Origin of the sequence: Acinetobacter sp. Tol 5 (assembly GCF_019702905.1) — a bacterium.
GTDB classification, from domain to species: Bacteria; Pseudomonadota; Gammaproteobacteria; order Pseudomonadales; family Moraxellaceae; genus Acinetobacter; species Acinetobacter bereziniae.
In genome coordinates this window covers 3,652,279-3,665,661 of record NZ_AP024708.1, presented here as the reverse complement: position 1 = coordinate 3,665,661, position 13,383 = coordinate 3,652,279, and the positions used below count along the sequence as shown (strand labels likewise).

The following is a 13,383-nucleotide window of genomic DNA, read 5'->3' as shown; positions in this document are numbered from 1 at the left end:
ATTTTAATATGTGTAATAAGTACACGTTTTTGTGAGCTGGTGCTGTCAATGCCTATATCTGAGGAAAGACTTACTCATCTTAAACAGCTTGAAGCTGAGAGTATTCATATTATCCGTGAAGTTGCTGCTGAGTTTGAAAATCCAGTGATGCTTTACTCAATTGGTAAAGACTCAGCTGTCATGCTGCATCTTGCTTTAAAAGCATTCTATCCTGCAAAACTTCCTTTCCCACTGTTGCATGTCGATACAGGTTGGAAGTTTAAGGACATGATCAAATTCCGTGACAACATGGCAAAAGAACACGGTTTTGACCTGATTGTGCATCAAAACAAAGAAGGTAAAGATGCTGGCGTAAATCCATTTGATTATGGTAGTTCAAAATATACCGATATTATGAAAACCCAAGGTTTAAAGCAGGCTTTGGATAAATATCAGTTTGATGCGGCATTTGGTGGCGCGCGTCGTGATGAAGAAAAATCACGTGCAAAAGAACGTGTTTATTCTTTCCGTGATTCGAAACATCGTTGGGACCCTAAAAACCAACGTCCAGAACTTTGGAATCTTTATAACGGTAAAGTCAATAAAGGTGAAAGTATCCGTGTTTTCCCATTGTCAAACTGGACAGAGTTAGACATTTGGCAATATATCTATCAAGAAAGTATTCCTTTGGTGCCACTATATTTGGCTGCTGAACGTCCAGTGGTTGAACGTAGTGGTACGCTGATCATGGTGGATGATGAGCGTATGCGCTTAAAAGAAGGTGAAGTTCCACAAATGAAATCGGTACGCTTTCGTACTTTAGGCTGTTATCCATTAACAGGTGCAGTTGAATCAACTGCAACAACATTGCCTGAAATTATTCAAGAAATGCTTCTAGCGACGAGCTCAGAGCGTCAAGGTCGTATGATTGATCATGATGAGGCTGGTTCGATGGAGAAGAAAAAGCAAGAAGGCTATTTCTAAGTATTTTTATATGAATCTCCCCCTAACCCCTCTTTATAAAAGGGGGGGAACTCCAGCAAGAAAATGGAGGATTTGGGAGGATTTAAAAATATAGCAACCGATTTCAAAATATTGTGGAGCTTTGAGCAATGTCTCATCAATCAGAATTGATTAGCCAAGATATCTTGGCATATTTAAAACAGCATGAAAATAAAGACTTACTGCGCTTTTTAACATGCGGTAATGTGGATGATGGTAAATCAACGTTAATTGGTCGTTTGCTTTACGACTCAAAATTGATTTACGAAGATCAATTACAAGCCGTGACACGCGACTCTAAAAAAGTAGGCACAACAGGTGATGCACCAGACTTGGCATTGCTTGTTGACGGTCTACAAGCGGAACGTGAGCAGGGGATTACCATTGATGTGGCTTACCGTTATTTCTCAACGGAAAAACGTAAGTTCATCATTGCCGATACACCTGGGCATGAGCAATACACGCGTAACATGGCAACAGGTGCATCGACTGCTGACCTTGCGATCATTTTGATCGATGCTCGCTATGGTGTACAAACGCAAACTCGCCGTCATACTTTTATTGCAAGCCTTTTAGGGATTCGCAATATTGTGGTTGCAATTAACAAAATGGACTTGGTTGAGTTTTCTGAAGCACGTTTCAATGAAATTCAAGTTGAGTACAACAATTTTGTTAATCAATTGGGTGATCGTAAACCTGCCAATATCATCTTCTCGCCAATTTCAGCGTTGAACGGTGATAATGTTGTGAACAAATCACCGAATACACCGTGGTATCAAGGTCAAACTTTGATGGAAACGTTGGAAACGGTTGAAATTAGCCATGACGTTAGCAAACATGAGTTTCGTTTCCCTGTGCAATATGTCAATCGCCCTAATCTCGACTTCCGTGGTTTCTGCGGTACGATTGCATTAGGAGAAGTGAAAGTTGGCGATGAAATTGTAGCTTTACCTTCAGGCAAGAAATCAACAGTGAAAGAAATTGTCACTTTTGATGGTAATTTAACACATGCAATTGCTGGTCAAGCAGTGACTTTGACCTTGAATGATGAAATCGATATTTCTCGTGGTAATGTTTTGGTCAAAGCAGGCGAGCAACCGCTCATTTCACGTTCTGCTCGTGCGACGGTCGTATGGATGACTGACCAGCCTTTAGTTTTAGGCAAACTTTATAATGTGAAGTTCGGTACACAAACGATTCCTGCGAAAGTTGCAAAAATTAACTATCGTACCAATGTGAATACCTTGGAAAAAATTCAAGTTGAACAGCTTGATTTAAATGCGATTGCTGATGTAACGATTGAGTTTGATGCGCCTGTTGTATTTGATCGTTATCATGACAGTCGTTATACAGGTTCATTCATTTTTATTGATCGTTTAAGCAACGTCACTGTCGGTGCGGGTATGGTCGAAGCGGCAGTTGAGTGGACTGCACATAATGAGCCTGTGACTGCTGAAGCACGTGCTGCACGTTTAGGTCAAAAACCAGCGGTTGTTGCAGTATCTGCACAAGCACTTGAAAATGCACAAGCACTCGAAAGCTTGTTGATTCAGCAAGGTGTTGTTGCGATTGCAAAAGCAGGGCTATCAAGTGATCAAGTTAGTTTACTCCGTCAAACAGGTGTTGTGGTGGTGACTGATGTTGAACAGGGTGCTGATGTAGCATTTGCTCAAGAAGCAGTTGAAGAATTGGCTGAGAAAATTGTGGAATTGGTTCGCCTTTAATTCTTTAAATATATTTAAATAGACCCGCCTTATGGCGGGTCTATTTTGAAAGAAATGATAGAGGGTACGCTTAATACACAAAACAATCTTTATCTAGAATAGCTGTTCTTATACCAATCAATATTATTCACTTAATATCAATGAATGAGTTTTTGCTTTTTCATCAGCCAATTTTATCTTATGTCGTTATCACGGTTGGCGGCATGGATGTCGCCATCGCTCAAGGCTGATATGGATATCCCCTTTGACTTGAGCAAAAACAGAGCATTGATTCGATTAATTTAGAAATTGTATTTACTGTATAAGTTTTTAATAGATTGGTTATACTGATCATGTCATTGAACAAATAATATGATCATCATATAAGCACCTCTATGAAATCGAATAAAAACAGAGTAATTACAGTAAAAATTAAAAAATTTAGTTTTAATTTAGCTCAAGCTCTAAGTGGATAGAATGTAATGAAAGTATTTTTCCTTGTCATGATCGTTTCTGTATTAACAGCTTGTGCGTCAAATCAATCTAAAATATATGAACCGACCAAAGAGTGTCGTCATTATCATGCAATGATGACAGCACCGATGGAACCAATGGCGATGCAACGCTTAAAACAGGCATGTGATGATTCAGAAAAGCAGAGATAACAATGCGTTATATATGACGGTAATACAATACTTTGAAAAAAATAGCACTTAAAAAATGCTCTCGTCCAATGGACCTAGAGCATTTCAGTCTGTTTAAGGATGTTTTCCTTAAAATGCATAATTTGATTTAGCCAATAAATATGTCTTGATATCTTCAGGGCAATTTTCAATTAAAGCAACAAAGCTTTCTTGATTGTCTCGATACAAAGCTCGAGCGGCTTCCTCATAATTGGGGATATTGCTCGACATAGCAGACATAAAGCGATCTATGGCTTGTTTTACCATCATTTTATTACTTTCAGAATGCGGATTATTGAGTTCTTGATCAATCAATTTTCGAATAACTGCTGATGCACTCGAGTTTTGCTGATCTAACCAATTCCAATGTTTTTCTTGCAAGGTGATTTCACGAGAGATGACTCCCAACTTTGGTCGTCCCACTTTCTTGATCACTTCAGGCTCGCCATAACGTTGCTGGATATCAAGTTCAGAACCCATGATATTGACATCAATCTGCTGACCTGTCTGATCATTAAAAATCAGAACTGGTGTAGAGATATTGCCTTGTTGTTTGATCATCAGTGCGACATTAAGCAGTTGATCACTGATTAATTGCTGATGACCGATAAAGGCTGTGTAGGTTAGTTCAGTATTCATTTTAAAACCTATTGGTATTTTATCTGGGTAAAAATAATTTTCGATTGGATATTATCAGGGTAAAATACAAATAGCAATCAAAAAATAACCAAGTTTTGAGATGTCCCAAATTTAGACCATAAAAAAAGCATGTAAAACTTGAAGAATTACATGCTTGTTAAAATGAAATAGCTTAGAAGCGATAACCCATTTTTAAACCATAAGCGATCGCATTGTTGTCTTTAAATTCAGCCACATGTGCATCAGTACCGACTTGTGAAGAGGTTTGTGCTTTAGCATCGCCGAGCCAGAAGTATTTTACGCCGCCCGCGATAAAGGTGGCTGGTGTTGGACTGTATTGAAGACCCAGGCCAACATTCCAATAACCTTCAGTGGGTCCTAACGTGGTGACAGGGTTACCTGCTCCAGAGTCCCAACCCACTGAAACATTCCCAGCCCAATGATCATTGACTTTACGACCGACACCCACTGTTGCTGAGATTTGATCATCATAATAATCTGCTAAATTAAATCCATTTGGCTTTCCGACCAAAGGTCCTACTGCTTCCGAAACTGCACCAAACTTAACTGGGCGAATAACAAAATCTTTCCAGTTTACCCAACGTAGATTTGCAAAAGCCACCGTATTTGCCATGATTCCTGTTTGGAAGTCTAAGTTGACTGATTGAGGGGTGGTAATACGCGTTTTTCCACTGGCATTCTGAATTTTACTAATCGCAGCTTGTCCTCCTGGAAGTAAAGCCAACGCACCTAATGCTGAAATATTTTCTTGCACATTCGTATCATGATCAATTTCAGAGCGATAAGTGACAGATGCTTTTAATGCAATTTCAGGAATTTGGAAAGCGACACCTGCTAACCAACCTACACCGCTGGTTTCTTTAATTTTGTTGTCATAGCCATTAAATACACTATAAGCTTGACCACGAAGACTGACTGAACCTTTTACAGTTTGGTAAACACCACCCCCATAAATATTGAAGTTTTTATTGGGTTGAAAACCAAAAACCATCGATAAGTTTTGAGAATCCACTTCTACTTTGGTATTGCCTTTACCCAGACTGGCATTGGCTGCAGCAATACCCTGATCCACTTTATTGGTAATGCCATTTTGAACTGCGGCATCAACGCCGGCTTTAATTGTTGAGTTAGTATTGTATTGATTCACCATTGCAGCCAATTTAGCTTGCCCGGCAGGAGTGGAAAGATCTTCACCTTGACCTTGTAAAACAAGACCAACTCGTTGTTGTACAGACATACTGTTAAATGTGGAGTTAATTGTACTGGTTCGTAATGCGCTTAAACGTGCCTGTGGTAATACCGTATCATTTGGAGATGAAACAAAAACATTCTTACCACTATATTCTGCATCTGCTCCAAAAGGTTGGTCATATAACAAGCCAAATGAGACATTGTCTGTGACTTGTAACTTGATTGCTGCGGATGGAAAGTAATAGTCATCTCCCATGTCTGAAATATGTCGACGACTTTCTGATGTGTCCGCTTCACGCCCTTCTACAGTGGGGTCTAAAACAGAGATACCTGCTTCAAAATAATTACCTGGCTGTAAAAATGCTGACATAGATTGTCCTGATCTATCTAGAGCTGCTGCGTACAGTGCAGAGCTTGGAAGATAAATAGACATCATTGCGATGAGTACTTTATTGATTCGCATATTTATCGTCTCCTTGACAATATACTTTGAAATTATTTTTATAGCGCTTTATTGATTAATGCTTAATCATATTCATTATGATCAGTTTGAACATATCAAAATTAGAGTTTGAATCAAGTACTAAATGATAAATTTTTGATAAAAAGTTTTTTTATTTTTTCTTATGAATTTTAAGATGATTCTTTGTAGACCTTGGTGGAGAAATATTTGCAGATCTTTAGGTTTATGTTCAAATATCGAGAGCATTAAATTCACGAACTAGGAAAGGAAATATGTCATCGAATCGTATGAAACAAGTCATTATTACAGAGCCGGGCGGTGTAGAAAAACTCGCATATGAAGATGTGGCAGTTCCGCAACCTAAAGCAGATGAAGTCTTGGTAAAGGTTTATGCTTTTGGGATTAATCGCCCAGATATTTTGCAAAGACAAGGCTTATATCCAATGCCCAAAGGGGTTACACCAGTGCCAGGACTAGAAGTTGCTGGCGAGGTTGTTGCGATTGGAGAAGATGTAAGCTTATTTAAACTTGGAGATAAGGTCTGCGGACTGACCAATGGTGGTGGCTATGCAGAGTATTGTGTTGTACCAGAATCTCAAACCATTACGATTCCTGATACGGTGAGCTTTGTTCAAGCTGCGGCAATACCTGAGACCTTCTTTACCGTATGGGCGAATGTGTTTCAAATGGCACATGCCAAAGCAGGTGAAACACTTTTGGTACACGGTGGGGCAAGTGGTATTGGTACGACTGCCTTAATGTTAGCGCAATCTTTAGGTTTGAAAAGCTTTGCGACTGTTGGTTCTGATGAAAAAGTCGAAGCGATTGGGCATTTAACGGATGCGATCAACTATAAAACCGAAGATTTTGAAAAAGTGATTCTCGAAAAGACTGAAAATGCAGGAGTTGATATTGTTCTTGATATGGTCGGGGCACCCTATCTAGAGCAAAATTTAAACTTATTACGTCGAGATGGACGTTTGGTCTATATCGCTTTTCTCGGTGGTGCTAAAGCTAAAGAGGTCAAATTGGGACAAATCATGATGAAGCGTCTTACCATCACCGGTTCAACCATGCGTGCACGTAATACAGCTGAAAAAGCTGAAATTGCGCAAGGCTTAATGAAGCATGTTGCTCCACTTTGGCAAAAAGGTGAATGTTTGCCAATGATTTATAAAACATTTAAATTTGATCAAATTCAAGCTGCGCACGCTTCTATGGATACGGGCGAGCATATTGGTAAAGTTGTCGTAGAAGTCATTTAAAACTTTATGATGAGTATCATCATTTTAGTCTCTTTGATGATTTAAAAGTAGTTGATTAATATCGCTTAAATCCTTGCACATAGATTTAAGCGATCAATAAAAATCAGCGTGATTCAGAAAATCAAAAACCTTCCAAAACGATTTTACCAATGCTTTGTCCCGACTCAATCATCTTGTGTGCTTGAGTTACATGCTCTACATTGATTGTGCCCAAGTTTTGTCCCAACGTCGTTTTAATCCTATGGTCATCAATTAATTTAGAAATTTTATTGAGAATGTCACCTTGTCGTGTCATATCTTTGGTCTGAAATGTAGAACGAGTGAACATTGACTCCCAATGAATAGACACAGATTTGATTTTAAAAGGATTAATAACAAAGTTCTCAGGGTCATCAATCAAACCAAAATGCCCCTGTGGTGCAATTAAATTTGCAATTGCCTGTGTATAACGTCCAGTGCCATTGATTGAAAATACATAATGCGGTGAACCAATATTGAGGTCTAAAATTTGCTGTTCCAAGGGTTGACTGTGATCTACGATAAAATCCGCGCCAATTTCTTTTAGCCAAGCTTTGGTTTCTGGTCGAGATGCAGTGGCGATTACAGTAAATTCAGTTAATACTTTGAGCAGTTGAACGGTAATTGATCCGACACCGCCTGCTGCGCCAATCACTAAAATGATAGGATTTTCTTGTTTGGTATCTTGAATTTTTAAACGATCAAATAACATTTCATACGCGGTTAAAGACGTTAAAGGTAAAGCGGCAGCCTCAGCATTACTAATGGATTGAGGTTTTAAACCTACGATGCGTTCATCTACCAATTGATATTCTGCATAAGAACCCTGTCTTTGGTTAGAGCCTGCATAAAAGACTTCATCACCAACTTTAAAGTTTTGAACTTTGTCACCAGTTGCTTTAACAATCCCGACTGCGTCATGACCCAAAATTTTCCATGCTTCATTGTCCGGTGAGGTGCGTTGACGCATTTTGATATCGACAGGATTAATTGAAATCGCTTTGATTTCAATTAATAGGTCGTGACCAGTTGCGACTGGGGTATCAATCTCAATTTCGGAAAAAACATGGGTTTCAGTAATTGCTAAAGGTTTTTTATAGGCAACAGCTTTCATGAGGTTCACTATTTTTTATTGCGTTATCAAATCAATAGCAAAAAAAAACCGTAGAGGAAAGCATAAATTTGTGAGTAGATGATTATTCTTTAAATTTAAATGAGTATCTTTAACCTGAGTTCGATAAAAATACTTGATGAAAGATGATATAGCCAAACCGCCTGATTATTCATATAAGTGATTTAGATGATTCATTTATTTTGTACTTTTTGAATTATTGATGGTCTTGCGATCTTGAGGCGACATGGATGTCGCCATGTTGAGCGGGGGTAAAGGATGTACCCCTTGCTCAACGAAAGATTTTTGTCACTTTTCATCTCTGAAAAGTGAGGCATCGCCGACACAAAAGAATTTAAACTTTAGAAGTAAAGCGTGGCAGTGCAAGCTTTAGATCATCAAACAATCTATTGATCGCTTTCATTTTATTGATCAAGAGAAATGAAACGCTATTGATGGTTGCGCTTGCGGAGCTCCGCTCCTCATCCTAAAATTTGATGAAAACGCAGCAAGACTCCATAGAGATTTATTATTTTTCAATGAGTTGAATATTTAATTGCATCGAACTGACGTTATTTCTAATAAAAAATTCGACCATAAAAAATCAAAACTAGATTGAAGAAAATTCATGAACTGTAAAAGTAGGGTATAAAGCGAAGATATGATTAAAATTTTACCACCACTTTGTCATTACTTTTAATGGAATGGATATAAACAACAATGCTTGAGAGAATTGCGAAAAGTACACAGATGGTGGCTAAGCAAAACAATAGTAGAAGAGGTGTCTGGTTAAATATATGTTTATACAATGAAAAAATTGCAAATAGAGGCAGTTTAAGAATGATTGTGAGATGAATATTTTGAAGCCAATCTTCTATGGATCTGAAATTAAGATTAACTCTGATTTAATTTCAAAATTATGCGAAAATAGCGATTCTATTTATTTTTTGTTTTAGGACTCCCATGACAGATTCTTCTGCATCATTAAGTGATATTGAAATTTTAGACATTCTTCAGTCGATGAAATCGGATGAATTGAATGTTGATGCAAAAAAAATCATTCGTGAGGGTGGAAAAGCAGGGCGTCAAGAAGCACATAAACAGGCATTGGTTGCATTAAACCAGAGCTTTGAAGATAAATTTGTTGAAGCGGTTACATTGGCTCTAAATCTGAATGAAGCGCAAGCGAAGAAAATCCGTTACAAAAAAGACCGTGTTCGTATTTTAAAAGCCAAAGGCATTGATTATTTAGCGATTGATGGTGCTGAAACAGCGCAAGTATTGTCACAAGTCGCGCAGGCAATTGTTCGTGAAGATGCAATTGTGACACATGATTTGCACAATATTTTCCCATTCTGGAAAGAAGGTTGGCCAATGGTACAATTCGACAGTGCTTATAAAATTTTAGAAGATGATATTTCAATCCACTATCAAGCATTACTCGATGTCTTAATTCATCCTTGAATTATAAAAAGCGCTAATCAGCACAAGCAAAGGTTTTGTTGCTGATTAGAAAATATAAAAATAAAGAAAATCTTAACAATTGTTTAACAATTTATATTCGTCAATAATAATAATTGTTTTATACTGCTTATTTTAACAAAACTACATTTGAGAGATAAAAATAATGATGGGAATGTCAATTGGACATATTGCTTTATTTATAATCATTATCCTTGTTATTTTTGGTACTGCCAAATTAAAGAATCTTGGAAAAGATGTTGGTGGTGCAGTCAAAGATTTTAGAAAAGCAATCAAAGAAGATGACCAAGACTCTACACATTTGAAATAAATTGAGCGTGGTGGAGAATTATGTTCGATGTTGGTTTTAGTGAGCTAATTTTACTTATCATTGTTGCAATTATTGTTTTAGGACCAAATAAAGCATCTGAAGCAATAAATTATATTATTCAAGCAAGAAGAAAATTAAGTCATTTTAAAAGTGAATTTCATCAATCTATTCAAAAGCAATTAGATTTAAATGATTTAAAAAGTGAATTAACACATGAAATGGGTAATATAAAAAAATTAGAGGAAAAATTATATGAATATTTAAACTATATGGAAAATAAAGATAAGGAAGAAAATATAAAATATTATCCAATCGATCATTTTCAATTTAAAGCACCTTTTAATACAGTATTTGTTCTAGAGCATCTGATGTTGTGGAACTGTTTTAAGATTTAAAAAAGAGGAGAAGTTTTGAATAACGTTCTTACAGAAAAGCCAATCATAAAAGAAAAGGGGTTTTTACTCTATTTTATTGAAATAAGAAAAATTGTCATTCAACTGTCTATTCTTTTTTTAATGATTTTTTTAAGCTTAGCGCCATTTTCAGCGAAAATTTATAGTTTTCTAGCTTTACCTCTACAGTTAAAGTTGCCCCCTTCTGCACATATGATTGCCACCGATGTAACATCTACATTCTTATCACCCTTTAAGCTTGTTTTTTTTATTACGCTGATTTTATTAATGCCCTTTATTTTTTATAAGGTTTATTCATTTTTAAATACTGCACTTCATAAAAAGGAGCGATGGGTGTTGTCTTTGTTTTTTATGTCTAGCGTCATTTTATTTTATTTAGGAATATTGATTGGATATTACTTTATTTTACCTAAGGTGTTAAGTTTTTTTATGGGGATTGCTCCAGATGTTGTTCTTCCCATGACGGATATAAATCAGTATCTAATGTTTTCGATAAAGCTTTTTGTCGTTTTGGGTATTGTTTTCAATTACCACTCATTACTGTGCTTGCTGTATATTTTAATTTAATTGATTTAAACGTGTTAAAACAAAAAAGATCATTTATCTTTGTTTTTTGTTTCTTTATTGCCATGTTTATCACGCCGCCAGATATGCTTTCGATGGCAATTGCTGGTTGCTTTATGTATTTTTTATTTGAGCTTGGTTTATTGATTTCTTTTATTTTATTTCGTAACACAGAAACTGAATAAATCAGAAAATATCGTATTGTTTATATTTTTTTTGCGAATGAAAAATAATCGTGATAGATTAAGGTTTTCTTAATAATTTAAGATAACCATTTAACAATAAACTCAATAAAAGAGGGAAATCATATGATTTTAATTCAAGCAAAACAGTACCAAGTCCATTTGATATATGCGCTGTGGGGATTGAATTCATAACATTATGTTGAGCAAGTAAATTTTATGAACATAATTAAGCCCTTTTTTAGTTTTGAAAGGCGGAGGGTACTTCAAAATTTAAATATAGATTTCATTTGTTCTTGTACATTCTTCAACGTGATTAAAAACGTTGTTTGTAATTTATTTAATATTTATAAATATCATGTATTTATGATTTAAATTGCGCCTAGTGCGAACTTTTGATTTGGTCTGTAAATCTTCATATTTACAGCTGATTGATAAAAATAAACCTTGAAAAAGAGTGATGATGATGAATAAGAAAGTTGATTTCGATCCAGCAAAACGTGATTTTTTAAAAACAATGGGAAGCCTTGCTGCATTTGGTGCCGTGACTACATGGATGCCTGTTCAAAGTGCCAAGGCTTGGATATTTCAACACCATGATCGATTAAATAATTTTCCATCGAAAATACGTCTTCATAAGCAACGCTATGAAAATTGGTCGGGTGAATCAAAATATGAAAATGCATGGACTGCTGTACCCAAAAATCAACAAGAGATTTTAGCGGTGATCAATTGGGCTGCTGAAAATGGATATAAAGTTCGGGCAAAAGGTATGTCGCATAATTGGTCGCCTTTAATGCTAGATGACCACGATCAAGTCATGAAAGTGATTCTGATCGATATGCCGACTCATATCAATAGAATGTCTATTGAATCTGATGGGGTGGTCACTACTGAAGCGGGAATTCAAATGGAGGCACTCTTAAAGTTCATGGAGGACAATGGGCGTGGCTTTGTTTCAATACCAGCACCAGGTGATTTAACATTGGGTGGTGTTTTGGCAATTAATGGTCATGGTACGGGTGTTCCTGCCAAGGGAGAAACTTTAGTTGCAGGACAAACATTTGGTTCGATCAGTAATTTGGTCGTCTCAATGACAGTCGCTGTCTTTGATGCACAGCAGCAGAAATATGTCGCAAAAACTTTTTATCGGAACAATCCAGATATTCGGGCTTTCTTGGTGAATCTTGGTCGTGCATTTGTGTTATCTGTACAATTGCAAACAGGAGCAAATCAATATTTACGCTGTGAAAGTATTACCGATATTCACCAATTAGAGTTATTTTCACCCAATAAAGATGCTGGGCGTACTTTCGCTAAATTTCTTGATCAGTCTGGTCGAGTTGAAGCGATATGGTTTCCGTTTACCGATTATCCTTGGTTGAAAGTTTGGTCAGTGACTCCACGTAGACCACTGACATCTCGTATTGCATTCCATCCTTTTAATTTTTGGTTTTCAGATAATTTACCTAAACCACTTGCAGATTTGATTCAAAAAATTGTCATTCAGAAGAATCATTATTTAACGCCTGCATTTGGACAAATGCAGTTACAAATTGCGACATTGGGGCTGCAAGGGACAATTTTTTCAGGTATTACGACGATCCTTACGCATGGTTTAGCTGCAACACAAACATCTGATTTATGGGGTCCCTCTAAAAACACTTTACTCTATGTAAAACCAACAACTTTAAGGGTTACTGCAAATGGTTATGCTGTACTGACCAGTCGAGAGAATGTGCAACGTGTGATTGCTGATTTCTGTTCAGAATATCAAATCCGTTTAAAACAATATCAAAGAATAAATCGTTACCCAGTGAATGGACCTATTGAGATTCGTGTTACTGGATTGGATCATCCTGATGATTCAATACTTGCCAATGCACAAACTGCCGCTTTATCTGCGATAAAGCCATGTCCTGATCATCCAGAATGGGACTGTGCGGTTTGGTTTGATATATTAACTTTGCCAGGTACGCCTTTTGCAGCAAGGTTCTATGCTGAAATCGAATCATGGATGACTCAGCACTATCAAGGAGATTGTTTGGTTCGTCCTGAATGGTCAAAAGGATGGGCTTATACCTATGACAAGGCATGGGACAATGTAAATTACTTAGAAAATGAATTACCTAAAGTACATGCATTCGGTCAAAGTAATGATTTAACGATTCAATCCGCAGGGCAGGTATTAAAACGATATGATCCAAAAGGATTATTTGTATCTCCTTTTCTTGAAAAAATTTTTAAATAGATTGAAATGATTTATCTTTTTTTAGTCTAAAAACATACAATTTTTCATGAATTTTAGGCGATTTTGTTTGATTCAAGTACTTCTATTTATGTAAATAGCGCCAGAA

Annotated in this window: 11 protein-coding genes and 1 pseudogene; 9 read left to right on the top strand and 3 right to left on the bottom strand. The window is 36.6% G+C overall.

Going from position 1 to position 13,383, the window contains the following annotated elements:
- The first annotated feature begins 54 nt into the window (after positions 1-54).
- The 3 genes from cysD (at position 55) to TOL5_RS17090 (ending at position 3,349) form a co-directional block, all read left to right on the top strand.
- Positions 55-963 (top strand): sulfate adenylyltransferase subunit CysD, encoded by a 909-nt coding sequence (cysD, locus tag TOL5_RS17100; protein ID WP_026040334.1) that lies wholly within the window; start codon positions 55-57, stop codon positions 961-963.
- A gap of 128 nt (positions 964-1,091) precedes the next feature.
- The gene (gene cysN / locus TOL5_RS17095; RefSeq protein ID WP_121774530.1) at positions 1,092-2,705 is read left to right on the top strand and encodes a sulfate adenylyltransferase subunit CysN; all 1,614 of its coding nucleotides are present in this window, start codon (positions 1,092-1,094) and stop codon (positions 2,703-2,705) included.
- A 461-nt stretch (positions 2,706-3,166) separates the two neighbouring features.
- Entirely contained in the window at positions 3,167-3,349 is a 183-nt protein-coding gene (locus tag TOL5_RS17090; protein ID WP_151780614.1) for a hypothetical protein, read from the top strand.
- Positions 3,350-3,457: 108 nt separating this feature from the next.
- On the opposite strand, the gene TOL5_RS17085 is transcribed toward TOL5_RS17090, so the two are convergent.
- Together TOL5_RS17085 and TOL5_RS17080 are read right to left on the bottom strand one after the other, a co-directional pair.
- A complete protein-coding gene (locus TOL5_RS17085; RefSeq protein ID WP_199995874.1) occupies positions 3,458-4,006 on the bottom strand; it encodes a DUF2239 family protein in 549 nt (182 codons plus the stop codon).
- A 172-nt stretch (positions 4,007-4,178) separates the two neighbouring features.
- A complete protein-coding gene (locus tag TOL5_RS17080; protein ID WP_174762107.1) occupies positions 4,179-5,681 on the bottom strand; it encodes an outer membrane protein transport protein in 1,503 nt (500 codons plus the stop codon).
- A gap of 272 nt (positions 5,682-5,953) precedes the next feature.
- On the opposite strand from TOL5_RS17080, the gene TOL5_RS17075 reads away from it, so the two are divergent.
- The gene (locus tag TOL5_RS17075; protein WP_174761623.1) at positions 5,954-6,946 is read left to right on the top strand and encodes an NAD(P)H-quinone oxidoreductase; all 993 of its coding nucleotides are present in this window, start codon (positions 5,954-5,956) and stop codon (positions 6,944-6,946) included.
- Positions 6,947-7,067: 121 nt separating this feature from the next.
- Here TOL5_RS17075 and TOL5_RS17070 read toward each other — a convergent pair whose 3' ends face one another.
- Positions 7,068-8,078: a zinc-binding alcohol dehydrogenase family protein gene (locus tag TOL5_RS17070; protein ID WP_151780617.1), complete on the bottom strand. Its 1,011-nt coding sequence runs from the start codon at positions 8,076-8,078 to the stop codon at positions 7,068-7,070.
- A gap of 960 nt (positions 8,079-9,038) precedes the next feature.
- Between TOL5_RS17070 and TOL5_RS17065 the strand changes: the two genes are divergently transcribed.
- From TOL5_RS17065 to TOL5_RS17045, 5 genes and pseudogenes are all read left to right on the top strand, one after another.
- Entirely contained in the window at positions 9,039-9,539 is a 501-nt protein-coding gene (locus TOL5_RS17065) for a hypothetical protein (RefSeq protein ID WP_004828006.1), read from the top strand.
- 163 nt (positions 9,540-9,702) lie between these two features.
- Positions 9,703-9,867 (top strand): twin-arginine translocase TatA/TatE family subunit, encoded by a 165-nt coding sequence (gene tatA, locus TOL5_RS17060; RefSeq protein WP_004828008.1) that lies wholly within the window; start codon positions 9,703-9,705, stop codon positions 9,865-9,867.
- Between the two features lie 20 nt (positions 9,868-9,887).
- Positions 9,888-10,262, top strand: coding sequence for a hypothetical protein (locus TOL5_RS17055; RefSeq protein ID WP_004828011.1), 375 nt, complete (start codon positions 9,888-9,890; stop codon positions 10,260-10,262).
- Between the two features lie 120 nt (positions 10,263-10,382).
- Positions 10,383-11,029, top strand: a pseudogene (tatC, locus tag TOL5_RS22740) (twin-arginine translocase subunit TatC).
- 463 nt (positions 11,030-11,492) lie between these two features.
- Positions 11,493-13,277: a cholesterol oxidase substrate-binding domain-containing protein gene (locus TOL5_RS17045; protein WP_228740294.1), complete on the top strand. Its 1,785-nt coding sequence runs from the start codon at positions 11,493-11,495 to the stop codon at positions 13,275-13,277.
- Positions 13,278-13,383 lie beyond the last annotated feature (106 nt).

What these genes read in the sequence shown, in the direction of transcription:
- TOL5_RS17055 (WP_004828011.1), top strand. Translation starts at nt 9,888, where the DNA reads ATGTTCGATGTTGGTTTTAGTGAGCTAATTTTACTTATCATTGTTGCA.
- TOL5_RS17075 (WP_174761623.1), top strand. Translation starts at nt 5,954, where the DNA reads ATGTCATCGAATCGTATGAAACAAGTCATTATTACAGAGCCGGGCGGT.
- TOL5_RS17045 (WP_228740294.1), top strand. Translation starts at nt 11,493, where the DNA reads ATGAATAAGAAAGTTGATTTCGATCCAGCAAAACGTGATTTTTTAAAA.
- TOL5_RS17085 (WP_199995874.1), bottom strand. Translation starts at nt 4,006, where the DNA reads ATGAATACTGAACTAACCTACACAGCCTTTATCGGTCATCAGCAATTA.
- cysN (WP_121774530.1), top strand. Translation starts at nt 1,092, where the DNA reads ATGTCTCATCAATCAGAATTGATTAGCCAAGATATCTTGGCATATTTA.
- TOL5_RS17090 (WP_151780614.1), top strand. Translation starts at nt 3,167, where the DNA reads ATGAAAGTATTTTTCCTTGTCATGATCGTTTCTGTATTAACAGCTTGT.
- tatA (WP_004828008.1), top strand. Translation starts at nt 9,703, where the DNA reads ATGATGGGAATGTCAATTGGACATATTGCTTTATTTATAATCATTATC.
- TOL5_RS17070 (WP_151780617.1), bottom strand. Translation starts at nt 8,078, where the DNA reads ATGAAAGCTGTTGCCTATAAAAAACCTTTAGCAATTACTGAAACCCAT.
- TOL5_RS17080 (WP_174762107.1), bottom strand. Translation starts at nt 5,681, where the DNA reads ATGCGAATCAATAAAGTACTCATCGCAATGATGTCTATTTATCTTCCA.
- TOL5_RS17065 (WP_004828006.1), top strand. Translation starts at nt 9,039, where the DNA reads ATGACAGATTCTTCTGCATCATTAAGTGATATTGAAATTTTAGACATT.